Origin of the sequence: Microbacterium immunditiarum (genome assembly GCF_013409785.1) — a bacterium.
Taxonomy (GTDB): Bacteria; Actinomycetota; Actinomycetes; order Actinomycetales; family Microbacteriaceae; genus Microbacterium; species Microbacterium immunditiarum.
In genome coordinates, this window is sequence record NZ_JACCBV010000001.1 from 2,288,769 (window position 1) to 2,312,585 (window position 23,817).

Sequence of the window (23,817 nt, forward strand, 5' to 3'; positions counted from 1 at the left end):
GCCGCGGGGTCGGAGCCGGTGAATAGACTCGTGGGCATGCCCGCCCTCACCCTCGAGTCGCGCCTCGACGGCGCCGTGGGCGGAAAGACGTCGGCGGCGCTCTCGCGGGCGTTCGGGATGAAGACGGTCGGCGATCTGCTGGCCCACTACCCGCGGCGGTACGCGCGCCGCGGCGAGCTGACCCCCATCTCGTCACTGCCCGTCGGCGAGCCGGTGACGATCGTCGCCGAAGTGCGCCGCGCGAACGAGCGGCGCATGCAGAATCGCAAGGGCTCCATCCTCGAGGTCGTCATCAGCGACGGGCACGGCGACCTGTCGCTCACCTTCTTCAACCAGTCGTGGCGCATGAAGGACCTCCGTCCCGGGCGCCGCGGCATCTTCGCGGGCAAGGTGGGCGAGTACAGGGGCGCCAAGCAGCTCGCCCATCCCGACTACGAGCTGTTCGACGACGAAGACGCCGCCCGCCTCAACGCCGAGGCGTACGCGAACCTGCCCATCCCGATCTATCCCGCAACCGGGTCGCTCGCGAGCTGGCAGATCAAGCGCATCGTAGACCTCGTGCTCGACGGGCTGGGCGACGTGGCCGACCCGCTTCCCGACGACCTGCGCGCACGCCACGGCCTTCTCGACGCGCGGACCGCGATCGAGCGCATCCACCGGCCTGACTTCATCGAGCAGGTCGAGCAGGCGCGCGCGACGCTGCGCATGCACGAGGCGTTCGTGCTGCAGGTCGCGCTCCTCCAGCAGCGGGCGTTCGTGCGCGCGATGTCTGCCACCGCGCGTCCTCCCGGCGTGCTGCTCGAGCGCTTCGACGCCGCGCTGCCCTTCGAGCGCACGGCCGACCAGATCGCCGTGGGCGACCGCATCGCGCGCGACCTGCAGGGCGACTGGCCCATGAACCGTCTCGTGCAGGGCGAGGTCGGCTCGGGCAAGACGCTCGTCGCGCTCCGCGCGATGCTCCAGGTCGCCGAGAGCGGCGGACAGTCGGCGCTCATCGCGCCGACTGAGGTGCTCGCGGCTCAGCATGTGCGGTCGATCGCACGGATGCTGGGGCCCGAGCTCGCTCCCGAGCTCATGCCGACCCTGCTCACCGGGCAGCTGCCCGCCGCCGAGCGGCGCAAGGCGGCGCTGCGCGCCGCGTCGGGTCAGGCGAAGATCGTCGTGGGCACGCACGCCCTTCTGAGCGAGACGACGACGTTCGCCGATCTCGCGCTCGTGGTCGTCGACGAGCAGCACCGCTTCGGCGTCGAGCAGCGCGAGGCACTCCGCGCGAAGGGATCGGCCCCGCACGCGCTCGTGCTGACAGCGACGCCCATCCCGCGCACGGTGGCGATGACCGTGTTCGGCGACCTCGACGTGTCGACGATCCGCACGATGCCGACGGGGCGCGCCGGCATCCAGACCTTCGTCGCGCCGCTCGCCGAGCGGCCCGCGTGGTTCGCGCGCGTGTGGGAGCGCATCGCCGAAGAGGTCGGGCAGGGCCGGCAGGCGTTCGTCGTGTGCGCGGCGATCGACGCCGAGGCGGCGACGAAGGACGACACGGCCGACGAGCCGGTCGCCGAGGTCGAAGGCGAGGCGCCGCGCACGCGGTGGGGTGTCGTGCAGGTCGCGGGGCTGCTGGCGGAGCATCCGTCGTTCTCGTCCATCCGCGTCGAGATCCTGCACGGCAAGATGCCCTCCGACCAGAAGGACGCGGTCATGCAGGCGTTCGCGCGCGGCGACGTCGACGTCCTCGTCGCGACGACGGTCGTCGAAGTCGGCGTCGACGTGCCGAACGCGTCGACGATGGCGATCCTCGAGGCCGACCGGTTCGGCGTGTCGCAGCTGCATCAACTGCGGGGTCGCGTCGGTCGCGGCGGGGTCCCCGGCCTGTGCCTGCTGGTCACCGAGGCGCCGGCGGGAACGCCCGCTCGCGAGCGCGTCGACGCGGTCGCCGCGACGCTCGACGGCTTCGAACTCGCCGAGGTCGACCTCGAGCTGCGCGGCGAGGGCGATGTGCTCGGCGACGCGCAGTCCGGCGCGCGGTCGTCGCTGCGCCTCCTGCGCGTCGTCAAGGACGCCGACATCATCGCCCACGCGAGGCAGGCCGCCGAGGCCCTGCTCGAAGACGATCCGGCGCTCACGCGGCATCCGGGTCTCGCTCAGGCGCTCGAGCGTCGCGTCGGCATGGAGGAGCGCGCGGCTCTCAGCAAGGCGTGACGTCCCGACATCACGTCACTTCCAAACATCGGAATCCTCGACCGGGCACGCGCCGCGCGGCCGATAGGCTGTCGCCATGAACAGCCGGATCGCCGTCGTCCCGGGCTCCTTCGACCCCCCCACGCTCGGTCACATCGACGTGATCCGTCGCGCCGCTCGGCTCTACGACGAGCTTCACGTCCTCGTCGTCCACAACCCCGACAAGGAGGCGATGCTGCCGATCGCGCAGCGGCTCGCCCTCCTCGAGCAGTCGATCGCGGAAGACGAGGAGATCGACGGCGACGTCGTCATCGCCTCGTGGAGCATGGGGCTGCTCGTGGACTACGCGACCGACGTCGGCGCAGGCGTGCTCGTGAAGGGCATCCGGTCTCAGATCGACGTCGCCTACGAGACGCCCATGGCGATCGTGAACCGTCATCTCGCGCACGTCGAGACGGTGTTCCTGCTCCCCGACCCCGCCCACGCCCTCGTGTCGAGCTCGCTCGTGCGCCAGGTCGCGGCGCTCGGCGGCGACGTGTCGCCGTACGTGCCGGCGGCGGTCGCGCGGTTCCTCGACACGGGCGCGCGCGACGTCGTCTGAGCCGCACCGGCCGCGCCGCGGCGGGGAAGGCGGCGCCAGCGCGTGCGACCCCCGCCCCGCAGCCGGCCGGTACGATGGTGGATCGTGAAAAAGCATCTCTCGGGGCCTCTCGTGATCCCAATTCGCGACATCGCCCGCAAGCCCGGCGAGATGCGCGAGCACTCGATCGAGTTCCCCGCACCCGAGAAGTGGGGCGAGGGGCTCGTGTCCATCGCCGAGGGTGAGCCGGTCGTCGTCGACGTGCGCCTCGAGTCCGTGCACGAGGGGATCCTCGCCACGGGACACGTCGACACCGAGTACACCGGTGTGTGCGGACGGTGCCTCACCGACATCGCCGAGGCGGTCCAAGTCGAGTTTCAGGAGCTTTTCGCGTATCCTGGAGGCGAAGCAACTGACTTCGAGGTTCAAGACGACCACGTGGATCTTGAAACTCCGGTCAGGGATGCGATCGTCCTGTCGCTTCCGTTTCAGCCGGTGTGTCAGCCGGATTGCCCCGGCCTCGACCCGGCCACGGGCGAGCGACTGGCCGACAACGCCGGGTCAGAGCCCCGCGCTCCCATCGATCCACGCTGGGCGGCGCTCCAGGACTACACCTCAGACCACGATGAAGCAGCGCGCGCAGCGGGCCGCGACGTCGAGAACACAGAAGAGAGCTAGCCATGGCAGGTAACCCCCCGAAGCGGAAGGTCTCCCGTTCGAACACTCGCTCGCGCCGCGCGCAGTGGAAGGCCGAGGCCCCCAAGCTGGTCAAGACCGTCGAGAACGGCAAGGTCGTCTACAGCCGCCCCCACCACGCGAAGGTCGTGACCGACTCGCAGGGCACCGAGCTGTTCCTCGAGTACAAGGGCCGCAAGGTCGCCGACGTCTGATCCGCTGCTGCGGCACGACGTGACCGACGTCATTCCCCAGAGCCGAGCGCTCATCGAGAAGCTCGGGGTCGAGATCGACCCCGAGCTTCTTTCGCTCGCGCTCACACACCGCTCGTACTCGTACGAGCACGGCCAGATCCCGCACAACGAGCGCCTCGAGTTCCTCGGCGACTCGGTGCTGGGCCTCGCCGTCACCGAGCGCCTCTTCACGGAGCATCCGGAGCTCGATGAGGGCTCGCTCGCGAAGCGGCGCGCCGCCGTCGTGTCGACGGTCGCGCTCGCCGAGGTCGCGCGCGGCATCGAGCTGGGCGAGCACATCCTGCTCGGCCGCGGCGAGAACATGACCGGCGGCCGCGACAAGGACTCGATCCTCGCCGACACGATGGAGGCGCTCATCGGCGCCACGTACCTCTCGGTGGGTGCGGATGCGGCGACCGCCCTCGTCGTCCGCCTGGTCGGTCCGCTGCTCGAAGACCCCGAGCGCTACGGCGCGGCGATCGACCCGAAGACGAGCCTGCAGGAGCTCGCCGCGAGCACCGGACGCACACCGCCGTCCTACTCGGTCACCGCCGAGGGACCCGACCACGATCGGCTCTTCACCGCCACGGTGAAGGTGGGGGAGCTCAGGACCGAAGGCACCGGCTCCAGCAAGAAGCAGGCCGAGATGGCCGCGGCCCTCCTCGCGTGGAGAGAGCTCAGCGGGCGTGCCTGAGCTCCCCGAGGTCGAGGTCGTGCGATCCGGCCTCGCGCCCGCGGTCACAGGTGCCATGATCGCCGGCGTCACGGTGCTCGACGAGCGGGCGCTGACGCGGCATCCGGGTCCCGCTGCCGGGTTCGAGGCGCGCCTCACCGGCCGCACCGTGCAGGCCGCCGGCCGCCGCGGCAAGTTCCTGTGGCTCGCGCTCGAGCCCGAGGGCGACACGTCCGCGCCGGCGACCGAGGCGGTCGTGGGGCATCTCGGCATGAGCGGCCAGCTTCTGCTCCGCCCCGCCGGCGCGGCGCCCGAGCGTCACGAGCGCATCCGGCTCGACATCCACCACCCGGTGCACGGGGAGCTCGCGATCGTGTTCGCCGATCAGCGCACGTTCGGCTCGCTCGCGATCGACGAGCTGATCCCCACGCCGGATGCCGCCCCCGGCGGTCACGGGTGGGGCGAGGCATCCGTCCCGCGCCAGGTTTCGCACATCGCGCGCGACCCGCTCGATCCCGCCTTCTCGGACACGCGTCTGCGCTCTCTGCTCGCGCGCAAGGACTCCGCCATCAAGCGCGTGCTGCTCGACCAGACCGTCGTGAGCGGCGTCGGCAACATCTACGCGGACGAGGCGCTGTGGGCGGCCCGCATCCACCCCGAGACACCGGCGAAGGCGCTGTCGACCCGCGCCGTGAACCGGCTGCTCGCCGAGATCCGTGCCGTGCTCGAGAAGGCGCTCGCCGAAGGAGGGACGAGCTTCGACGCGCAGTACGTCAACGTCAACGGGCAGGCGGGCTACTTCGCGCACTCGCTCAACGCGTACGGCCGCACCGGCCAGCCGTGCCCGCGGTGCGGCCGTCCGATCGTGCGCGTATCGTTCATGAACCGTTCGAGCCACTACTGCCCGAGGTGTCAGCGGATGCGGATGCCCCGGCCCCTGCGCGCGGCGTGAGCCGAGACATCCGTCACACCGTCTTCTGCCAGTCGGCGATGTAGCGCGTCGGCGCGAAGCCCATCGCCTCATTGATCGCGAGCATCGGGCGGTTCTCCTCGGCGTTCCCCGTCAGGATGCGCTCGCCCTCAGGGAACAGCTCGCGCGCGCGGATCAGCGTCTCGCACTTCACGAGCGCGCCGAGTCGATGCCCGCGGTGCTCCTTCAGCACGAGCGTGTCGTCCTGGTCGATCGGCTTGCCCGGCACGCGGAAGCTCGACAGCTCGGTGAACGCGACGAGGCGGCCCGAGGGCACGTGCTGCGCGGCGCCGACGAGCCGACTGCGACCGGATCTGGCGAACACCTCCTCCAGGCGTCGCACGCGTCCGCCGTCCCAGGCCTCCTCGTCCATCTCCATGTCGGCGGTGGGAGCGTCGGTCGACATGCGCGACTTGAGCCACGCGTAGTCGTCGAGCCACTCGTCGGGTGTCGGAGATGTCCAGCTGACGTAGCGATAGTCGCCCGATGCCTCGCGGGCACCGGCGAGCAGCGCATCGAAGCCGTCGATCGGTCGTGTCAGATCGAGCGCGCTGATCCGGTACACCTGCTCGAGCGTGTAGCCGAACGAGAGCATGAAGCGCGAGAAGCGGTCCTCGGGCACCGTACCGGCACCAGACCGGGGCACGAGCGACGGCTCGGCCCCGGCCGGGTGCACGGTCATCGCCTGGAGGACGCTCCGGCCGAGTTGGCGAACGCGGTCTTCCGCGAACGCCATGGCCTCGGAGCCGAACCCTCGGCCCCAGGCCTCGCGTACCACCTCGACGCGGATCGTGGCGCGCCGTGAGCCCACTTCGCGAGGAAAGTCCACCACGGCGCGGCCGACGACCTCGTCCTCGGCGCGGACGAGCCACCCGTGCAGCGCCATATCGGTCTGCTCGGTCCAGGTCGGCAGGACCTGCTCCGCAGTCGCATCGAGCGCGTCCGCACCGAACAGGGCGGACGACACGCGGTTGCGCACGCCCACCATCGCGCGGAAGCCCGCCGCGTTCGCGGCATCCGGCGCCTCCGGCACGATCATCGGCGTGATCGCGACCGTCACCCCCGTCTCCCTCACGCGAGGACCTTCTTCCACGCGCCGGCGTACGAGACCGGCACGAAGCCGATCGCCTCGTTGATGTCGAGCATGTGGCGGTTCTCCTCGGCGTTGAACGTCGACACGCGCGGGGACTCGGGCGCGATCTCGCGCCACCGCAGCAGGTTGGCGCACTTGATGATCACGCCGAGCCGGTGACCGCGGTGCTCCTTCACGACGAGCGTGCCGTACTGCTGCGTCGCCGCCGTGCGGTCCTCGCCGATGACGAGCTCGTTGTACGCGACGATCCGTCCCGTCGGCACGTGCTCGACGCACGCGACCGACACCGTGAGGCCCTGGTTCTTGAGGCGGGCGTCGCGCCGACGCACACGGTCGGCGTCCCACCTCTCCTCTTCGATGACCAGGCCGCCCGCGGGCACGTCGGTCGACATGCGCGAGATGACGTACGCGAAGCTGTCGATGTGCTCCTCGGGAGTAGGCGACGTCCACGTCACGACGCGGTAGTCGTCACCGGCGGCGGCGAGCGCCTCGGCGAGCATCCGCTCCACCGGGTCGAACGAGCCGCGCAGATCGAAGGCGCTGTTGCGCTCCACCTGCTCGAGCGTGTACCCGTTCTCGAGGTGGAACCGCGTCTGCGGGTCGTTCGCGGGGATCACGCCCCAGCCGGTCGACGGCTGGAGCGGCTCGCTCGGCGGCTCTGGTCGGTGGAGCGTCCACGTCTGGACCACCGTTCGACCGAGGCGCTGCGCCTCCTGCTCGATCGCGGCGAGCAGCGCCTCTTCGACGCCCTCGCCCCAGTGCTCCGGATCGACCATGAGGTCGAACTCGAGCGTCTCGGAGTCGTCGCGCTGTGCGTGCATCGCGGTGACCGCGCCGATGATGCGAGCGTCGCGCGCGGCCGTGAAGCCCACGTGACCCCAGTCGGTCTGGTCGTGCCACGGCGCGAGCATCTCGGCCGGCTCCTGATCGAGGTAGTCGTGGCCGGTGTAGTGCCGGCACACGGCGTTTGCCAGCCGCACGGTCTCGAGGAACGGTCCCGCGTCAGGGGAGTCGAGTGTCGCGGGGGCGACGAGCTTCGAGACGGTGAGCGGCTGCGTGGCGACGTCAGTCATCGAGCACCTTCTTCCATCCGCCCTCGTATGAGACGGGCACGAAGCCGATCGCCTCGTTGATGCTGAGCATGGGGCGGTTCTCCTCAGCGTTGTAAGTGATGACGCGCGGGGAGTCGGGGGCGATGTCGCGCCATGCGACCAGGCCCGCGCACTTGACGAGCAGTCCCAGGCGATACCCGCGGTGCTCTTTGAGCACGAGGGTGTCCTCCTGGTGGGTCACGCCCGTGCGGTCCTTGCCGATCACGAGCTCGTTGAACGCGCACAGCTGCCCGGTCTCGATGTGCTGGGCGGCGGTCACGTGGATCAGACGCTGCGACGATGTGTACTGCTCGTCGTGCTTCGCGATGCGCGCGGCATCCCACGTCTCCTCGGGCATCTCGAGCCCCGCCAGCGGGGCATCCGTCGACATGCGCGCCTTCATCTGCGCGTAGCCGTCGGCCCACTCGGGCGGAGTCGGTGCGAACCAGTCGACGACGCGGTAGCCGTGCGCCGCTTCGGTCGCCTCGGAGAGGAGCCTGTCGACGGTGTCGGCTGACGTGCTCAGGTCGAGCTCGCTGAACCGCTCGACCTGCTCGAGGGAGTACCCATGCGCGCGGTAGAAGCGCGCGGCGTGGTCGAGCGGCACGCTGCCGAAGCCGGTCGGCGGGTCCAGCCGCGGGCCGGGCGCCTCGGGGTGCTTCGCCCACGACTCGAGCACGGTGCGGCCGTGTTCGCGAGCCACCTGCTCGACGAACTCGTACGCGGCGGATCCGATGCCCTGGCCCCAGACCTCGCGCTGCAACTCGATGAGCCAGTACAGCGCCTTCGAGTCGCCCTCGAGCGGGACGTCGACGCCGATGCGGCCGACGACCGCGTCGTCCTTCACCACGGTCCACAGGAAGCGCAGCTCATATTCGTCGGGCTGGTAGAAGGGCAGCAGCTCGTCGGCCGTGATGTCGTTGTCGGAGCGGCCGGATATCTGGCGGTAGACGATGTTGCGCACGCGCACCATCTCGGCGAAGGCGGTCGCCTCGGGGGCGTCCATCGACGTCGGGATGACTAAGGGCTGGAAGGCGATTCCAGTCGGGGCGGTGATCATGATGGTCCTCGGTTGTTCGCGTCGAAGTTCAGGGGAGTGGGGCCGGGGCCGCCGGCGCGGCGGCCCCGGCTCACGAGCGCACGCTGAGGACAGCGTGCTTGCGCAGAGCGTCGTGCTCGCGATCGGTGCGCGCACGGCTCTGGTCGAGGAGCAGAGCACGTGCATCGGTGTCGCGTGCGGAGTGGTTGCGGCGTGCGCTGCGCAGCAGCAGCCACAGACCGACCCGCAGCTCCAGCCTGTCGAGCGGCGAGAGCCGCGCGACGTCGGGGAGCGACGTCGACAGGAGCGCATCGGTATCGGGAGGACGAACGCGGGCGAGCGTGTCGTTCATGATCGGTTCTCTTTCCAGAGGGCCTCGGTCGAGGCAGGACGGGATGGATTGCCCGAGAAGGGCGCGGAGGCGCGCCGATGCGCGCGAGTGGGAGAGGGGCTCGGCAGGAGGAGGGCCGCGTGGCGGTCCGCGAGCATGCGGAGAGCACGGGGCGAGGTGCCCGATGGGCAGAGTCCTCCTGCGCGGCTGGTGTCAGCCGGCAGCGCAGAGTGCTGCGCCGAAGGAGCCGGTCACCGGAGCAACCCCTCCGAACGGGGTGTACGTGGCCGGGGCAATGCCGGCTGCGATCATGTGCATCATCGGTGACCTCCTTTCGACTTCGACGCGAGGAGTCACGTTAGCGCTGACCTGATACGCACGTCAAGGACTTCTCCGAGATTCGTGTGAATCGGATGCTGCGGCCCCGGGCGCGTGGCGCCGCGGCGGCGGCAGGCGTGGCATCCGTCACCCCTCGGCTCGCCTGCACGGGTGGGCGCGCGCGCTCAGGTACCTTTGAGCGGTAGTTCGACGGGGTGGAGGGGCATTCATGCACCTGAAGAGCGTGACGCTCAAAGGGTTCAAGTCGTTCGCCCAGCCGACCACCTTCGCCTTCGAACCCGGCGTGACGTGCATCGTCGGACCCAACGGCTCGGGCAAGTCGAACGTCGTCGACGCGCTCGCGTGGGTCATGGGCGAGCAGGGCGCCAAGACGCTGCGCGGCGGCAAGATGGAGGACGTCATCTTCGCCGGCACCGCGACGCGTGGGCCCCTCGGCCGCGCCGAGGTGCAGCTCACGATCGACAACAGCGACGGTGCGCTGCCGATCGAGTACTCCGAGGTGACGATCAGCCGCACGCTGTTCCGCAACGGCGCGAGCGAGTACGCGATCAACGGCGAGACGTGCCGCCTGCTCGACGTGCAGGAGCTGCTGAGCGACTCCGGCCTCGGCCGCGAGATGCACGTGATCGTCGGGCAGGGCCGGCTCGACAGCGTGCTGCAGGCGACGCCCGAGGATCGGCGCGGCTTCATCGAGGAAGCCGCGGGAATCCTCAAGCACCGGCGTCGCAAGGAGAAGACCGTCCGCAAGCTCGAGGCGATGGAGGCGAACCTCACGCGCCTCAACGACCTCGCCGGCGAGCTGCGCCGACAGCTCAAGCCCCTCGGTCGGCAGGCTGAGATCGCGCGCGAGGCGGCGACGATCGCCGCGATCGTGCGCGACGCGAAGGCGCGCCTCCTCGCCGACGAGATCGTCGCGTTGCGCGACCAGCTCTCGGCCCACGCCCGATCCGAGCAGGAGCGCACCGCCGAGCGACTCGTGCTGCAGGACGAGGCCGAGAACGTGCGGGCGCGAATCGAGCGGCTCGAGCGCGAGCAGCAGTCCGAGGCGGTCGACGAGGCGCGCCGCGTGCTGCACGGGCTCGAGCGCGTGCAGGAGCGCCTGCGCGGGCTGTACACGCTCGCGGGCCAGCGCCTCGCGCTCCTGGGCGACAGCGAGCAGGACGACGTCGGCGAGCACGCCACCGTGACGCAGGCGACGATAGGCGAAGCCCGCGCCGAGGTCGACGACATCGCCGCGGGGATGGGAGCCGCGCAGGACGGGGCGGCGGATGCGGCGCGCGAGGTCATCCGAGCGCGGGCCGAGCTCGATGCGCTCGACGCCGACATCGCCGCGCAGAGCGCCCTCGTATCGGAGCACGACATGCGCATCACCGCGCTCCGCGGGACGGCGGAGGCCGCGGCATCCGCCCTCGCCGCCGTGCGGACGGCCGTCGAGCGGCAGCAGAAGGCGCTCGATGCCGCGCTCGCCCGCCGCGTCGAAGCCGAGGAGGCGCTCGCCGGACTCGACCCCGACCTCGAGCCCGAGGGCTCGTCGGCCGAGTACGCGTCGGCGTACGAGCGCGCGCAACGCGACGCGACCGAGGCCGAGTCGCAGGTCTCGGCCCTTCGCGACCGGCTGCACGCCGCGGAGCGCGAGGTCGAGGCGCTCACGGCGCAGACGGCCGCGCTGAGTCGCGCGCTCGACGTGCAGAACGGGGCGTCCGCCCTCATCGCCGAGGGGCACGCCGGCGTACGTGGCCTCGTGGGCGACGCGGTGCAGGTCAAGTCCGGGTTCGAGGCGGCGATCGCCGCCGTGCTCGGGCCGCTCGCCGAGGGCGTGCTCGTGGAGGGGCGCGACGACGCGTTCGCGCTCGCCGAGCACGTGCGAGGCTCCGACGCCGGTGTGGTCGACATGGTGATCGCGGATGCGGGCTCCATGACGCCGTCCTTCCCGCGGATGCAGGGCGTCGTGCCGGCCGGAGAGGTCGTGACCGCCCCCGGGGGCGTGCTCGGGCTGCTGTCGTACGTCGTCATCGCGGACGACCTCGACGCCGCGCGCAAAGCCGGCCCGGCGCTCGCGGACGCCGAGCTCGGCGGCCCGATCACGGTCGTCACCCGCGCCGGCGAGGTGTACACCGAGCACTCGCTCCGCGCGGGAGCGGGCGCGTCGCGGTCGCGACTCGAGCTCTCGGCCGAGCGGGACGCCGCCGCCGAGCGCCGCGACGAGATCACGGTCGTGGCGGACTCGTTGCGCGAGGCGCTCGCGGACGCGAAGCGGGAGCTCGAGAGCGCGCGCACGCGCACGAAGACCGCGCTCGAGACGCTTCGTGCGCACGACGCGGCGCTCGCCGCGCACACCGAGCAGGTCAATCGCGCGACCGTGCGGCACGAGGCCGCGGTCGCCGAGTGCGAGCGCCTGTCGGCGGGGCTCGCACAGGCGCAGGCGGCGGTTGCGGATGCCGAGGCCTCCGCCCGAGTCGCCGACGAGCAGCTTGCATCGGCGCTCGAAGCGCCGCGCCCGATCCTCGACGCGTCGGCGCGAGAGGGTGTGCTCGCAGCGCTCGAGGCGGCGCGCGACGCCGAGATGCGCGCACGCCTCGACGTCGAGACTCTGCGCGAGCGCATCCGCGCGGGCGAGGCCCGCGTCGTGCAGCTCGAGCGGCAGCGCGAGCGGGAACGCGAGGCGGCGGCGGCCGCGGCCCGTCGCGCGGTGATCCGCCGCGCGCAGCGCGAGCTCGCGGAGCAGGTGGTGTCGCAGCTTCCCGCCGTGCTCGACTCAGTCGACCGGTCTGTCTCCGACGCGCGCGTCGAGCTTGCCACCGCGGAGTCGGCTCGCACCGCCGTCACGACCGAGCTCGCGGAGCTGCGCCGTCAGGAGGCGGGGGTGCGGGAGCGCCTCGCGCGGCTCACCGAGAGTGTCCACGGTCTCGAGCTGCAGATCCACGAGAAGCGCCTGCATGCGACGGGGCTGCTCGAGCGCGCGGAGTCCGAGCTCGGTCTCGACGAGAGTATTCTCGTTTCGGAATACGGTCCCGATCAGCCTGTTCCCGTCGACGACGTGCAGAGCGCGGACGCGGCGGCGGACGATCCGGATGCGGCATCCGACGCCCCGCCGGCGACCGAGCCCTACGATCGCGCGCGTCAGACACGCCGGCTGCAGCAGGCTGAGCGCAAGCTGGCGCAGCTCGGCCGTGTGAACCCGCTCGCCCTCGAGGAGTTCGCGGCGCTCGAGCAGCGGCACAAGTTCCTCACCGAGCAGCTCGGCGACCTCACGCAGACGCGCAAGGACCTGCTCACGATCATCGAGGAGCTCGACGAGCGCATGCAGTCGATCTTCCTCGCCGCGTTCGAAGACACGAAGACCGCGTTCGGCGAGGTGTTCCCGGTGCTGTTCCCGGGCGGCAGCGGCTCGATCGCGCTCACCGACCCCGACTCGCCGCTCACGACCGGCATCGAAGTATCGGTGCGCCCCGTCGGCAAGAAGATCGAGCGGCTCTCGCTCCTGTCGGGCGGTGAGCGCTCGCTCGCGGCGGTCGCGCTGCTCGTGGCGATCTTCAAGGCGCGGCCGAGCCCCTTCTACATCCTCGATGAGGTCGAGGCGGCGCTCGACGACGCGAACCTCGGCCGGCTGCTCGGCGTGTTCGAGCAGTTGCGCGAGACGAGCCAGCTCATCGTCATCACGCACCAGAAGCGGACGATGGAGATCGCCGACGCGCTCTACGGCGTCTCGATGCGGCAGGACGGCGTCTCGGCCGTCGTCGGCCAGCGCGTGCGCGAGCGCGCGGCCTCCTGACGGCGCATCCGGGTCACGCGGGCGCGTTGCCGAGCACGATCGATCCCTGGGCGAACGGCGGCAGGCGCCGGATGCCGGGCGGAGAAGTGACTGCCCCGTATGTCGTCGTTCATGTCGGACTCCGATTCTCGTGTCGGTGTTTCGATCGGTCCGTCGCGTCAGTGGGAAGGAGCGGTGTTCGCCGCCGGCAGATACTCGTGCGCGGGTCCGCCTTGACTCCCGCCTAGGCTGGAGGCATGGCGGAGAACCCCTGGTCGCTCGGCCGCGCCCTGCGCGGCATGTTCGTGAAACCGACGATCGACGAGACGACCTGGGACGACCTCGAAGCCGCGCTGATCACGGCGGACTTCGGCCCCGACATCACCGAGCGCATCGTCGAGGAGCTCCGCGAGAAGGTCGACCGTTTCCGCACGACCGATCCGCGCGACCTCAAGCGGATGCTCGTCGAGACACTCGAGGAGCACTTCGCGAAGTTCGACAGGACGCTCAAGCTCACCGAGCGCCCCGCGGTCGTGCTCGTCGTGGGGGTCAACGGCGTCGGCAAGACGACGACGATCGGCAAGTTCGCGAAGTTCCTGCAGCGCTACGGGCGGTCGGTCGTCGTGGGCGCGGCCGACACGTTCCGGGCCGCCGCCGTCGATCAGCTCGCCACGTGGGCGGAGCGAGGCGGTGCCGCGATCGTCCGCCCTCAGCAAGAGGGTCAGGACCCGGCATCCGTCGCGTACCAGACGATCGAGTATGCCAACCGCACCGGAACCGAGATCGTGCTCGTCGACACCGCCGGCCGCCTGCACACCAAGGGCGGGCTCATGGACGAGCTCAGCAAGATCCGTCGAGTGATCGAGAAGCAGGCGCCGATCAGCGAGGTGCTCCTCGTGCTCGACGCGACGACCGGCCAGAACGGCGTCATGCAGGCGCAGGCGTTCCTCGAGCACGCGGGGGTCACGGGCCTTGTGATCACGAAGCTCGACGGCTCGGCCAAGGGCGGCTTCGTGCTGGCGGTGCAGGAGCGCACGGGAATCCCCGTGAAGCTGCTCGGACAGGGCGAGGGCATCGGCGATCTGACCGGCTTCACGCCCCACGTCTTCGCCGCATCGCTCGTCGAATGACGGCCTCGGGCAGCCCGATCCCGACCGGGTCTGCGCACACGCCATGCTCGGACTATCGCACCGGGCGAGAGGCTGGTTTCATGGGGATATGGCGATCGAGCACGACTTCTTCGGCCTCCTCGAGTCCGGGCCGGACGGGTCGATCTTCTGGTCCGAGAACGTCGAACTCGGCGACCAGACCGTCACGGTCGACCTGACCGCGCCCGACCAGGACGACGTATCCGAGACGGCGCTGGACGTGGCCGCGGCGCTCATCTCGTCGCTCGAGACGATCGATCGCAGCGCGCGCAACGCGATGGTCAATGAGCTCGACGACCGCACGAGCGAGGTGACCGAGTACATCCTCCAGCAGCAGGAGACGCTCGGCGACGACCTGCACGACATGCTGGTCGACATCTCCGGAGACACGCACATCGACGTCATCCGGTCGCTGCAGCTCATGAGCATGACGATCCTCGCCGACGAGCACGGCGGCGCCGAGCCGTTCGCGGTGCTCGAGTACGCACTCGACCCCGATGCCACAGATGACGTGCTCCTGGTCAACCTCGACTCCGGCGGCGACGTCCTCACGGTGACGAGCGCCGACTAGACACCTCGGCGCCCGCCCGGCTCACACCGCCTGCGCGAACGAAACCCCTTCGGCGGCGATGTCCTTCGCGAGGTGTGCGAGGTGCGGCGGGATGTCTCGGCCCTTCGCGATCATCGAGCTCGCCCACAGGCGTCCCGCGCGGTACGACGAGCGCACGAGCGGACCGGCGAGGACGCCGAGGAACCCGATCCGCTCGGCCTCGTCCTTGAACTCCACGAACTCCTGCGGCTTCACCCACCGGGCCACCGGCAGGTGGCGGGGCGTCGGCCGCAGGTACTGCGTGATGGTGATGATGTCGGTGCCGGCGTCGTGCAGGTCCTGCAGCGCCTGCATGACCTCTTCGGGCTCCTCGCCCATGCCGAGGATGAGGTTCGACTTCGTGATGAGCCCCGCGTCGCGGGCGCGCGTGAGCACGCCGAGCGATCGGTCATAGCGGAACGCCGGCCGGATGCGCTTGAAGATGCGCGGAACCGTCTCGACGTTGTGCGCGAACACCTCGGGACGGCTGTCGAAGACCTCGTCGAGGAGCGCCGGCTCCCCGTTGAAGTCGGTCGCGAGGATCTCGACGCCCGTGCCGGGGTTCTGCGCGTGGATCTGCCGCACCGTCTCGGCGTGCAGCCACGCCCCGCCGTCGGGGAGATCGTCGCGTGCGACGCCCGTGACGGTCGCGTACCGCAGCTGCATCCGGCTCACGCTCTCGGCCACGCGCCGCGGCTCGTCGGTGTCGTAGTCGGCGGGCTTGCCGGTGTCGATCTGGCAGAAGTCGCACCGGCGGGTGCACTGCGATCCGCCGATGAGGAACGTCGCCTCGCGGTCCTCCCAGCACTCGTAGATGTTCGGGCAGCCCGCCTCCTGGCACACCGTGTGCAGCTCCTCGCTCTTCACGAGCGAGTGCAGCGCCTGGTATTCCGGGCCGAGCTTCGCCTTCGTCTTGATCCACTCGGGCTTTCGCTCGATGGGCGTCTGCGCGTTGCGGACCTCGAGGCGGAGCATCCGGCGCCCCTCGGGCGATGCCGCGCTCACGCGATCACCTCGGCGTACTCGGCGGCGAAGACCCTCGAGACGGTGTCGACGATGTCGGCGGGCGAGACATGTGCGCCGGCGACCTCGCTCACGGTCGTCACGCCCGCGTCGGTGATACCGCACGGGATGATGCCGCGGAAGCCTGCGAGCGTGTTGTCGCAGTTGACCGCGAAGCCGTGCATCGTCACGCCGCGCTCGACGCGGACGCCGATCGCGGCGACCTTGTCCTCCGAGAGGGGGCGGCGCACCCACACGCCGCTGCGGCCCGCGACCTGGTAGCCCTCGACGCCGTGCTCGCGCAGCACGTCGATGAGCAGGCGCTCGAGTCGTCGCACGTGCGCGACGACGTCGACGGGCTCGGCCAGCCGGACGATCGGATAGCCCACGAGCTGACCCGGCCCGTGCCACGTGATCTTGCCGCCGCGGTCGACGTCGATCACCGGTGTGCCGTCGACCGGCCGCTCGTGCGGCTCGGTGCGCTTGCCCGCGGTGTACACCGGCTCGTGCTCGAGCAGGATGAGGGTGTCGGGCCGATCGCCGACGACGACCTCTGCGTGGATGCGGCGCTGCAGCTCCCATCCCTCCAGGTAGGGGACGAAGTCCGGCGCGAGCCCCGCGGGCAGGATGTCGAGCATCGTGCTCCTTCGCTTGTGGCGTTGTTGGATCGCGTCTAACAATACGCGACTCACGGCGAAGGCAAGACGGATGCCGCGTCGGCGCATCTACACGTCGGCCGCGAGCTTCTCCCGCCGAACGCCCCACTGCGCTTCGAGGGCCGTCCACCCGTCCCGCGTGATGCGCAGGCCGCGTCCCTCCGGGATGCGCGCGAGCCACCCGGCGTCGAGGAATCGCACGGCGACCGCGGCGCCGAGCGCGCCCGCCAGGTGCGCCCTGCGCTCCGTCCAGTCGGCGCACCGGCGGGCGATGCGGCGGCGCGACGGCAGGGCATCGAGATCGATTCCGCGCTCGGCGAAGGCGGCCGGCGCGGCGCGCGTCGGCGTGAGGTCCGTCTCGTCGAGCCAGCCGGCCCCGATCATCGAGTCGGTGAGGGCGACGCCGAGTCGCCCGGCGAGGTGGTCATAGCAGAACCGCGCCTGCGCGAGGGTGCGGGCGTCGCGCGACTGCCGGTACGTGACCGCCGGCGCGTCGGGGCACAGGTTGCCGAGATGCTCCAGGCCCGACGCGACGGCGCCGTCGGCGAGGCGGTAGTACCTCCGTCGGCCTCGCGGCGTGCAGGTGACCAGTCCGGCGTCGGTGAGGACCGCGAGATGCTCGGAAGCCGTCGCGGGCGACACTCCGGCGGCGGAGGCGAGCTCGCTCGCCGGACGCGCCGAGCCGTCCATGAGGGCGTTGATCATGTCGGACCTCGCAGGCGTCGCGAGTGCGCGGCCGATCACGGTGAAGTCCTTCGCCATGCGTCCGACGGTACTCGTGCACACTTCGGCGCGGGCCGAAACGATCCCGTCCTATCGTCGCGGCATGACGAAGCACACCTATCGCACCCTTACGAGCTGGGCCGGATCGACCACAGGCCCGTACGCCGCGTACGACCGCACTCATGAGGTGTCGGCGCCTCCCGCCGACACGCCACTGCGGCTGAGCGCCGATCCCGCGTTCCGCGGGGACGACAGGCTCATGAACCCCGAGCAGATGCTCGTCGCGGCGGCCAGCTCGTGCCAGCTGCTCTCGTTCCTCGCGGTGGCGAACCGCGCCGGGATCGAGGTCGTCCGCTACGTCGACGCGGCGCACGGTGCCATGGACCTCGCCGAACAGCCCGCGCGCATCGGCTCGATCGTCCTCGCGCCGACCGTTCACGTCGCGCCGGGCACTGATCATGCGAAGGTGATCGAGGCGGCGCAGCGCGCACACGAGACGTGCTACATCGCGAACTCCCTCCGCACCGAAGTATCGCTCGACGTCACCGTCGTCGACGCGGTGCCGTCGCGGGCGGTGTCGTCATGAGCGCATTCGTGGACCTCGGCATCGAGCTTCCGGCGCGCCCGGGCGCGCTCGCCGACTTCGGAGACGTGCTCGGCGAAGCGGGAGTGAGCCTCGAGGGCGGCGGGGTCTTCACGCACGGCGGCGTCGGCGTGGCGCACTTCCTCGTGGCCGACGGCGACCGCGCGGCATCCGCGCTCTCGCGCGCCGGACTCGGGCGCGCGACCGTGTCACCGGTCGTGATGCTGCGGCTCGACCAGGAGACGCCGGGCCAGCTCGGCCGATTCACGCGTCGGGTGGCGGATGCCGGCATCGACGTCCTCGTCCAGTACAGCGACCACGACGGCCGCCTCATCCTCGTCGTGCCGTCGGAGCGCCACGACGACTGCGCCGCGATCGCGCGGCAATGGGACACGGAGCGAACGGCACGCCCACACTGACCCGCCTATGTGCCCGCACCCGCTGCGCTGTCTACTCTGGATGGATGGCGCCCTCCGACTCCGCATCCCGCACCGGACGTCCCCGCGCGTCCTCCCGCGAGACCCTCGCCGAAGCCGCATGCGAGCTGTTCCTCGAGCGCGGCTACGCGGAGACATCCGTCTCCGACATCACCAACCGCGCCGGCGTCAGCCGTTCGAGCTTCTTCAACTACTTCGCGTCCAAGGGTGACATCCTGTGGGCGGCTTTCGACGAGCGGATCGACGCGGCCGCGAGCGCGCTCACAGTAGGCGATGAGCCCGTGCGGGCCGTGATCGAGGCCATCGCCGGCGGGTTCGCGCCCGACAGTCTCGCGCTCGCGGTCGCGAACGCCGACGCGATGGGCATCGCGGACGAGCTCGTGCGCGAACGGGCCATCCGGCAGGCGCGCCTCGCGCGGGCGATCGCCGAATGGCTCACGCGCTCGGGCGCGGATCGCCTGACCGCCGAGGTGCAGGCGGCCGCATTGGCGGGAGCGGTGCTCGCGGCGGTGTGGGAATGGGCGGATGCCGGACCCGGCCGCACCCAGCTCGCCGCCTTCCTCATGCAAGCGCTCAACGTGGCGTCGCGCGGCGCGCCCGTCGCGTCGCGCGGCGAGGTGCGGCAGCTGCGCGTCGTGGCGCGCGCCGAGGACTTCGAGGACGCGCTCGCGTTCTACCGCGACGTCGTCGGCATGCCGCAGGCCGAGGCGTACGAGGGCGAGGGTGGCGCGCGCGTGGCGATCCTCGACGCCGGACGCGCGACCCTCGAGCTCTCCAACCCCGCCCAGGTCGAGCTCATCGACAGGGTCGAGACCGACGGCCGGCACAGCGACCGCATCCGCATCGCCCTCGAGGTCGACGACACGGCGGCGGTGCAGGAACGACTCGCGGATGCCGGTGCCGAGGTCGAGGCATCCGCTCGCGTCACTCCTTGGCGATCGCTCAACGCGCGTGTGCGGGGCAAGGCCGGTCTGCAGCTCACGCTCTTCCAGGAGCTCGGGCCCGAGCCGCAGAGCGGGGACGAGGGTTCGCTCGCGTAAACTTGCCGGATCATGGCTACCTTCGGCACGCTCTCCGATCGGCTCACCGAGACCTTCCGCAATCTCCGCACCAAGGGCAAGCTCTCGCCCGCGGACGTCGACGGCACGGTCCGCGAGATCCGGCGTGCGCTGCTAGACGCCGACGTCGCGCTCCCGGTCGTCAAGGACTTCACCGCGAAGGTGCGCGAGCGCGCGCTCGGCGACGAGGTCAACCGCGCGCTGAACCCGGCCCAGCAGGTCGTGCAGATCGTCAACGAGGAGCTCGTCGCGATCCTCGGCGGCGAGCAGCGTCGCCTGCAGTTCGCGAAGAACCCGCCGACGGTCATCATGCTCGCGGGCCTTCAGGGCTCCGGTAAGACGACTTTCGCGGGCAAGCTCGCGCGCCAGCTCGAGAAGGACGGGCACACGCCGCTGCTCATCGCGGCGGACCTGCAGCGCCCGAACGCCGTCAACCAGCTGCAGGTCGTCGCCGAGCGCGCGGGCGCAGCGATCTACGCACCCGAGCCCGGCAACGGCGTCGGCGACCCGGTCAAGGTCGCGCGCGACGGCGTCGAGGTCGCGCGTCGCCAGCAGCACGACGTCGTCATCATCGACACCGCCGGCCGATTGGGCGTCGACGCCGAGCTCATGAAGCAGGCAGCCGACATCCGCAGGGCGACAGACCCCGACGAGGTGCTCTTCGTCATCGATGCGATGATCGGTCAGGACGCCGTCAACACCGCGAAGGCCTTCCAGGAGGGCGTCGACTTCACCGGCGTCGTCCTGTCGAAGCTCGACGGCGACGCGCGCGGCGGCGCGGCGCTGTCCGTGGCATCCGTCACCGGCCGTCCGATCATCTACGCGTCGACCGGTGAGGGTCTCGACGACCTCGAGCCGTTCCACCCCGACCGTATGGCGTCGCGCATCCTCGATCTCGGCGACATCCTCACCCTCATCGAGCAGACCCAGCAGGCGTTCGACGAGGAGGAGGCGCGCAAGGTCGCCGAGAAGCTCGCGACCGAGCAGTTCACGCTCGAGGACTTCCTCGAGCAGATGCAGCAGATGCGCAAGATGGGCTCGATGAAGAAGATGCTCGGCATGCTGCCGGGCATGGGCCAGATGAAGCAGCAGCTCGACGACTTCGACGAGCGCGAGATCGATCGCACCGAGGCGATCATCCGCTCGATGACCCCCACCGAGCGCCGCAACACGAAGCTGCTCAACGGCTCGCGGCGCCTCCGCATCGCGCGCGGGTCGGGCATGACGGTCACCGACGTGAACCAGCTCGTGCAGCGTTTCGAGCAGGCCGCCAAGATGATGAAGACCGTCGCGCGCGGGGGAGTGCCCAACATCCCCGGCATGGGTCCGATCCCCGGAGCGGGGCGCCCCGGCGCGTCGGCGAAGCGCGGCGGGAAGTCCTCGAAGGGTCGTGGCCAGGGCTCCCGCTCGGGCAACCCCGCCAAGCGCGCGGCCGAGAACGCGGGGATCGCGGCGCAGTCGTCCGCACAGCCCGCCGGCTCGGGCTTCGGGCTGGGCGGCTCCGGCGCCGGCGCGCCGGGCGGCACCCCGTCAGCCGAGGACCTCGCCGAGCTGCAGAAGCTCCTCGGGCGGCGCTGACGCCGCGGGCGCGCCCGCGGCAAGGCGATCGCGCGAGGCGAGGCGATCGCGCCGGGCCTCGCCTCGACGCGTGCTCGAGGTAGGAGATGATCCGGGGGTAGGAGCGACTCCTCGTGAAGGCTCCTACGCCCGAGTCATGTCCTACGCCCGCGCCGCGCCGCGACGGACGCAGGTTCCTCCCCGCCGATGCGCGGCGGGTCGATTGTGCACAGGTGCGAGTCCATGAAGCGGACGGGCACCCCTGCAGGGGCACTCTGTCGGCGTGGCATCCGGAGAACGCGTCATCGACTGGCTCGCGCACCGCGGCGGCGTGGCGCATACGGCTGAAGCGCGCGCACGCGGATTCTCAGGTCGCGCGATCGCGGACGCGGTGGACGCCGGCGTGAGGCGCGTGCGGCGCAGTTGGCTCGTCAGTCCAGGTGCTGCCCCGCAGGTCGTCGCGGCCATAGCCGGCGGCGGCCGGGGCAGCTGCGTGACCGCCGCACGACGTTCCGGTCTCCGGGTGCCCGACCACGAGGACGAGGTGCACATCGCGGTCAAGCCGACGGCATCACGGGTTGGCGATGCGGAGCGGCTCGCTGTGCACTGGGCGGTCGGCCCCGTTCCCGTCGCGAAATACGCGACCGAGGATCCGATCGTCAATGTGCTGTTCCACGTCGCGCGATGCCTGCCCCGCGAGGACGCCCTCACAGTGTGGGAGTCCTCGCTGAACAAGGAACTCATCGACCGCCGCATGCTGACCCGGATCGAGTGGGGAAGCACGCACGCGGCCGCGCTCGCGGAGTTGGCGTCCTCGCTGAGTGACTCCGGTCTCGACACGCTCTTCCTCGCTCGGTTCTCCGCGTTCGGCCTCGCGCTGCGGCAGCAGGTCCTGCTCGACGGCCGGCGCGTCGACTTCCTCATCGGAGACCGGCTCGTCGTGCAGTTGGACGGGTTCGCCCACCACAGTTCCCCGAAGGATCGCCGACGGGACATCGAAGCGGACGCACGGCTCGCCCTCCTAGGGTTCACCGTGCTGCGCTTCGACTGGAAGCAGGTCGTCCACGAGTGGCCGCGTGTGGAGCAGACGGTGCTCACCGCCGTCGCCCAGGGGCTGCATCGTGCGGCCTGATCCTGATCCCACGTCGAGGGTAGGAGATGGTCCAGGGGTAGGACGGATGCCGCGGCTCGCGTCCTACGCCGGCGCCATCTCCTACGCTCAGCACGACTGGGCGGCGGGGCACCCGCGCCGGTCAGATGCTGAAGTTCGCGAGGTGCTCGCGCAGCGTCGGGCCGGCGCGGAACTCGCGGATGAGGTGCATCACGACCTCGCGGAGGTCGCCGTCGGCGGCATCCGCCACCATCACCTGCCGCGCGTAGCTCGCACCCTGCGACAGGATGAGCTCGAGCCCCGCGAACTCGCGCGCGCACTTGAGCTCGACCGCGATGTCGGCGAGCACTTCCATCGTCTCGCGGAGGTGATCGCGCACGGGTCGCTCGGTGCCGTCGCGGTCGACGATGACGCGCGCCTCGAGCCCGTAGCGGGCGGCGCGCCACTTGTTCTCGCGGATGAACCACGGCTGAAGCCGCGGCAGGTCGCGGCCCTCGTCGAGCTGACGAGAGAAGTGCTCGACGAGTGTCTGGACGAGCGAGGCCACGGCGGCGAGCTCGGGGAGCGTCGACATGCCGTCGCACGCGCGCACCTCGATCGTGCCCCAGCGAGGGGCGGGGCGGATGTCCCAGCGCACCTCGGTCGCATCCTCCATGACCCCCGTGCGGACCATGTCGTCGAGGTAACCCTCGAACTGCGCCCAGTCGTCGAGCGGCCACGGGAGCCCCGCGGTCGGAAGCTGCTGGAACACGAGCGACCGGTTCGACGCGTACCCGGTGCGCTCGCCGGCCCAGAACGGCGACGACGCCGACAGCGCCTGCAGGTGGGGGAGGTAGATCGACAGGGCGTTGATGATCGGGAAGACCTTCTTGACGTCGTCGACGCCGACGTGCACGTGGATGCCCCAGATCATCATGTTGCGACCCCACCACTGCGTGCGCTCGATGAGCTTGTGGTACCGCGTCTTGTCGGTGATGCCCTGCTTGTACCACTGCGCGAAGGGGTGGCTGCCCGCGCACAGGAGCTCGACCTCGAGGGGGTTGGTCACCGTGCGCACGGCCGCGATCGCATCCGCGATGTCGTCGACGGCGGCCGCCACGGTGGCGCCGATGCCGCTGGTGACCTCCACCGTGTTGGTGAGCAGCTCGCCGGTCACGGTGTAGCGCTCGTGCTGCGTGTGGTCCGCAAGCGCGTCGAGCACGTCGGGTGCGCGCGGAACGAGGTCGCCGGTCGTGCCGTCGGCGAGCATGAGCTCCCACTCCAGGCCGACCGACGATCTGGCGGATGTCGCGAAGGGCACCGTCATTTCCACATCTTGGCACGCGGATGTCGCGATTCGGGCGCTCCACGGCGGCCTTGACATCCTGGTGGGCGGGGTGTTCGCGGGTGCTCCTGCGGTCTGGTGGGCGGGGTGTTCGCGGGTGCTCCTGCGGTCTGGCAGAATAGAGGGCTGAACGTGACGCTCGACCCTCTATCCAGCGTCCGTCTCCCTCTGAGCTCCCGCCGGGTGTGCACCCCACGCTCCAGGCGACCGGTTCGCTTCGCTTCCGTTACCTTTCAGGAGAATCGTGGCTGTCAAGATTCGTCTCAAGCGCCTGGGCAAGATCCGCGCGCCCTACTACCGCATCGTCGTCGCCGACTCGCGCACCAAGCGCGACGGTCGTGTGATCGAGGAGATCGGCAAGTACCACCCCACCGAGGAGCCCTCGCTCATCGAGGTCGACTCCGACCGCGCCCAGTACTGGCTCTCCGTCGGCGCGCAGCCGACCGACCAGGTCCGCGCGCTTCTCAAGCTCACGGGCGACTGGGGCAAGTTCAAGGGTGACAAGGACGCCGTCTCGACGGTGAAGACCCGCGAGGGCAAGGCCGAGTTCCAGGTCGACGCCTCGAAGAAGTCGGTCATCCAGCCCAAGGCCGAGAAGAAGGCGGAGGCGCCCGCCGAGGCGACCGAGGCCGAGGCTGAGGCGCCCGCCGCCGACGCGACCGACGCCGAGTAATCC

The 23,817-nt window shown here is 70.7% G+C and carries 23 protein-coding genes; 15 read left to right on the forward strand and 8 right to left on the reverse strand.

What is annotated here, in order from left to right:
- Positions 1–36 precede the first annotated feature (36 nt).
- From BJ991_RS10635 to mutM, 6 genes are all read left to right on the forward strand, one after another.
- The gene (locus BJ991_RS10635; protein WP_179489816.1) at positions 37–2,199 is read left to right on the forward strand and encodes an ATP-dependent DNA helicase RecG; all 2,163 of its coding nucleotides are present in this window, start codon (positions 37–39) and stop codon (positions 2,197–2,199) included.
- A gap of 76 nt (positions 2,200–2,275) precedes the next feature.
- Positions 2,276–2,779: a pantetheine-phosphate adenylyltransferase gene (gene coaD, locus BJ991_RS10640; RefSeq protein ID WP_179489818.1), complete on the forward strand. Its 504-nt coding sequence runs from the start codon at positions 2,276–2,278 to the stop codon at positions 2,777–2,779.
- 150 nt (positions 2,780–2,929) lie between these two features.
- The gene (locus tag BJ991_RS10645) at positions 2,930–3,436 is read left to right on the forward strand and encodes a YceD family protein (protein WP_179492720.1); all 507 of its coding nucleotides are present in this window, start codon (positions 2,930–2,932) and stop codon (positions 3,434–3,436) included.
- 2 nt (positions 3,437–3,438) lie between these two features.
- Positions 3,439–3,648 (forward strand): 50S ribosomal protein L32, encoded by a 210-nt coding sequence (gene rpmF, locus BJ991_RS10650; protein ID WP_179489820.1) that lies wholly within the window; start codon positions 3,439–3,441, stop codon positions 3,646–3,648.
- A 19-nt stretch (positions 3,649–3,667) separates the two neighbouring features.
- Positions 3,668–4,360, forward strand: coding sequence for a ribonuclease III (rnc, locus tag BJ991_RS10655; protein WP_179489822.1), 693 nt, complete (start codon positions 3,668–3,670; stop codon positions 4,358–4,360).
- Positions 4,353–5,291, forward strand: a complete 939-nt coding sequence (gene mutM, locus BJ991_RS10660; protein ID WP_179489824.1) for a bifunctional DNA-formamidopyrimidine glycosylase/DNA-(apurinic or apyrimidinic site) lyase — start codon at positions 4,353–4,355, stop codon at positions 5,289–5,291. The genes rnc and mutM overlap by 8 nt, the downstream gene beginning before the upstream one ends.
- A 13-nt stretch (positions 5,292–5,304) precedes the next feature.
- Here the strand turns inward: mutM and BJ991_RS10665 are convergent, their stop codons facing one another.
- The 4 genes from BJ991_RS10665 to BJ991_RS10680 form a co-directional block, all read right to left on the reverse strand.
- A complete protein-coding gene (locus BJ991_RS10665; protein ID WP_179489826.1) occupies positions 5,305–6,384 on the reverse strand; it encodes a GNAT family N-acetyltransferase in 1,080 nt (359 codons plus the stop codon).
- A complete protein-coding gene (locus BJ991_RS10670; protein ID WP_179489828.1) occupies positions 6,381–7,475 on the reverse strand; it encodes a GNAT family N-acetyltransferase in 1,095 nt (364 codons plus the stop codon). The genes BJ991_RS10665 and BJ991_RS10670 overlap by 4 nt, the downstream gene beginning before the upstream one ends.
- Complete coding sequence (locus tag BJ991_RS10675) at positions 7,468–8,553, reverse strand: GNAT family N-acetyltransferase (RefSeq protein ID WP_179489829.1); 1,086 nt, start codon at positions 8,551–8,553, stop codon at positions 7,468–7,470. The genes BJ991_RS10670 and BJ991_RS10675 overlap by 8 nt, the downstream gene beginning before the upstream one ends.
- Before the next feature lie 70 nt (positions 8,554–8,623).
- Positions 8,624–8,884, reverse strand: coding sequence for a hypothetical protein (locus BJ991_RS10680; protein WP_179489830.1), 261 nt, complete (start codon positions 8,882–8,884; stop codon positions 8,624–8,626).
- Between the two features lie 526 nt (positions 8,885–9,410).
- On the opposite strand from BJ991_RS10680, the gene smc reads away from it, so the two are divergent.
- From smc to BJ991_RS10695, 3 genes are all read left to right on the forward strand, one after another.
- Complete coding sequence (gene smc / locus BJ991_RS10685) at positions 9,411–12,974, forward strand: chromosome segregation protein SMC (RefSeq protein ID WP_179489831.1); 3,564 nt, start codon at positions 9,411–9,413, stop codon at positions 12,972–12,974.
- A gap of 236 nt (positions 12,975–13,210) precedes the next feature.
- Positions 13,211–14,083, forward strand: coding sequence for a signal recognition particle-docking protein FtsY (gene ftsY, locus BJ991_RS10690; RefSeq protein ID WP_179489832.1), 873 nt, complete (start codon positions 13,211–13,213; stop codon positions 14,081–14,083).
- 88 nt (positions 14,084–14,171) lie between these two features.
- On the forward strand, positions 14,172–14,672 hold the full coding sequence (locus BJ991_RS10695) for a DUF2004 domain-containing protein (protein ID WP_179489833.1): 501 nt from the start codon (positions 14,172–14,174) through the stop codon (positions 14,670–14,672).
- A gap of 21 nt (positions 14,673–14,693) precedes the next feature.
- Here the strand turns inward: BJ991_RS10695 and lipA are convergent, their stop codons facing one another.
- The 3 genes from lipA to BJ991_RS10710 are packed head-to-tail and all read right to left on the reverse strand — an operon-like array spanning position 14,694 to position 17,110.
- On the reverse strand, positions 14,694–15,665 hold the full coding sequence (gene lipA, locus BJ991_RS10700) for a lipoyl synthase (RefSeq protein WP_179492722.1): 972 nt from the start codon (positions 15,663–15,665) through the stop codon (positions 14,694–14,696).
- A gap of 26 nt (positions 15,666–15,691) precedes the next feature.
- Positions 15,692–16,417, reverse strand: coding sequence for a lipoyl(octanoyl) transferase LipB (lipB, locus tag BJ991_RS10705; protein WP_281363927.1), 726 nt, complete (start codon positions 16,415–16,417; stop codon positions 15,692–15,694).
- Positions 16,418–17,110, reverse strand: coding sequence for an ArsR/SmtB family transcription factor (locus BJ991_RS10710; protein WP_179489835.1), 693 nt, complete (start codon positions 17,108–17,110; stop codon positions 16,418–16,420).
- A 64-nt stretch (positions 17,111–17,174) separates the two neighbouring features.
- Here BJ991_RS10710 and BJ991_RS10715 point away from each other — a divergent pair, with 64 nt between their 5' ends.
- From BJ991_RS10715 to BJ991_RS18835, 5 genes are all read left to right on the forward strand, one after another.
- The gene (locus tag BJ991_RS10715) at positions 17,175–17,657 is read left to right on the forward strand and encodes an OsmC family protein (RefSeq protein ID WP_179489837.1); all 483 of its coding nucleotides are present in this window, start codon (positions 17,175–17,177) and stop codon (positions 17,655–17,657) included.
- Positions 17,654–18,073 carry a hypothetical protein gene (locus tag BJ991_RS10720; RefSeq protein ID WP_179489839.1) on the forward strand — a complete coding sequence of 140 codons (420 nt, stop codon included), beginning with the start codon at positions 17,654–17,656 and terminating at the stop codon, positions 18,071–18,073. Before BJ991_RS10715 ends, BJ991_RS10720 begins: the two co-directional genes overlap by 4 nt.
- 44 nt (positions 18,074–18,117) lie before the next feature.
- Positions 18,118–19,131, forward strand: coding sequence for a TetR family transcriptional regulator (locus BJ991_RS10725; protein WP_179489841.1), 1,014 nt, complete (start codon positions 18,118–18,120; stop codon positions 19,129–19,131).
- A 12-nt stretch (positions 19,132–19,143) separates the two neighbouring features.
- Positions 19,144–20,727, forward strand: a complete 1,584-nt coding sequence (ffh, locus tag BJ991_RS10730; protein ID WP_179489843.1) for a signal recognition particle protein — start codon at positions 19,144–19,146, stop codon at positions 20,725–20,727.
- 262 nt (positions 20,728–20,989) lie between these two features.
- Complete coding sequence (locus BJ991_RS18835) at positions 20,990–21,838, forward strand: DUF559 domain-containing protein (RefSeq protein ID WP_179489845.1); 849 nt, start codon at positions 20,990–20,992, stop codon at positions 21,836–21,838.
- 121 nt (positions 21,839–21,959) lie between these two features.
- Here the strand turns inward: BJ991_RS18835 and BJ991_RS10740 are convergent, their stop codons facing one another.
- On the reverse strand, positions 21,960–23,123 hold the full coding sequence (locus BJ991_RS10740; protein ID WP_179489847.1) for a glutamate--cysteine ligase: 1,164 nt from the start codon (positions 23,121–23,123) through the stop codon (positions 21,960–21,962).
- A 262-nt stretch (positions 23,124–23,385) separates the two neighbouring features.
- On the opposite strand from BJ991_RS10740, the gene rpsP reads away from it, so the two are divergent.
- Positions 23,386–23,814 (forward strand): 30S ribosomal protein S16, encoded by a 429-nt coding sequence (rpsP, locus tag BJ991_RS10745; RefSeq protein WP_179489849.1) that lies wholly within the window; start codon positions 23,386–23,388, stop codon positions 23,812–23,814.
- Positions 23,815–23,817: the final 3 nt, after the last annotated feature.

Excerpts from the sequence above, each read along its gene's own strand:
- BJ991_RS10635 (WP_179489816.1), top strand. The coding sequence starts at position 37 with ATGCCCGCCCTCACCCTCGAGTCGCGCCTCGACGGCGCCGTGGGCGGA.
- coaD (WP_179489818.1), top strand. The coding sequence starts at position 2,276 with ATGAACAGCCGGATCGCCGTCGTCCCGGGCTCCTTCGACCCCCCCACG.
- BJ991_RS10645 (WP_179492720.1), top strand. The coding sequence starts at position 2,930 with ATGCGCGAGCACTCGATCGAGTTCCCCGCACCCGAGAAGTGGGGCGAG.
- rpmF (WP_179489820.1), top strand. The coding sequence starts at position 3,439 with ATGGCAGGTAACCCCCCGAAGCGGAAGGTCTCCCGTTCGAACACTCGC.
- BJ991_RS10670 (WP_179489828.1), bottom strand. The coding sequence starts at position 7,475 with ATGACTGACGTCGCCACGCAGCCGCTCACCGTCTCGAAGCTCGTCGCC.
- BJ991_RS10675 (WP_179489829.1), bottom strand. The coding sequence starts at position 8,553 with ATGATCACCGCCCCGACTGGAATCGCCTTCCAGCCCTTAGTCATCCCG.
- BJ991_RS10680 (WP_179489830.1), bottom strand. The coding sequence starts at position 8,884 with ATGAACGACACGCTCGCCCGCGTTCGTCCTCCCGATACCGATGCGCTC.
- smc (WP_179489831.1), top strand. The coding sequence starts at position 9,411 with ATGCACCTGAAGAGCGTGACGCTCAAAGGGTTCAAGTCGTTCGCCCAG.
- ftsY (WP_179489832.1), top strand. The coding sequence starts at position 13,211 with ATGGCGGAGAACCCCTGGTCGCTCGGCCGCGCCCTGCGCGGCATGTTC.
- BJ991_RS10695 (WP_179489833.1), top strand. The coding sequence starts at position 14,172 with ATGGCGATCGAGCACGACTTCTTCGGCCTCCTCGAGTCCGGGCCGGAC.
- lipA (WP_179492722.1), bottom strand. The coding sequence starts at position 15,665 with ATGCTCCGCCTCGAGGTCCGCAACGCGCAGACGCCCATCGAGCGAAAG.
- lipB (WP_281363927.1), bottom strand. The coding sequence starts at position 16,417 with ATGCGCCGACGCGGCATCCGTCTTGCCTTCGCCGTGAGTCGCGTATTG.
- BJ991_RS10710 (WP_179489835.1), bottom strand. The coding sequence starts at position 17,110 with ATGGCGAAGGACTTCACCGTGATCGGCCGCGCACTCGCGACGCCTGCG.
- BJ991_RS10715 (WP_179489837.1), top strand. The coding sequence starts at position 17,175 with ATGACGAAGCACACCTATCGCACCCTTACGAGCTGGGCCGGATCGACC.
- BJ991_RS10720 (WP_179489839.1), top strand. The coding sequence starts at position 17,654 with ATGAGCGCATTCGTGGACCTCGGCATCGAGCTTCCGGCGCGCCCGGGC.
- BJ991_RS10725 (WP_179489841.1), top strand. The coding sequence starts at position 18,118 with ATGGCGCCCTCCGACTCCGCATCCCGCACCGGACGTCCCCGCGCGTCC.
- ffh (WP_179489843.1), top strand. The coding sequence starts at position 19,144 with ATGGCTACCTTCGGCACGCTCTCCGATCGGCTCACCGAGACCTTCCGC.
- BJ991_RS10740 (WP_179489847.1), bottom strand. The coding sequence starts at position 23,123 with ATGACGGTGCCCTTCGCGACATCCGCCAGATCGTCGGTCGGCCTGGAG.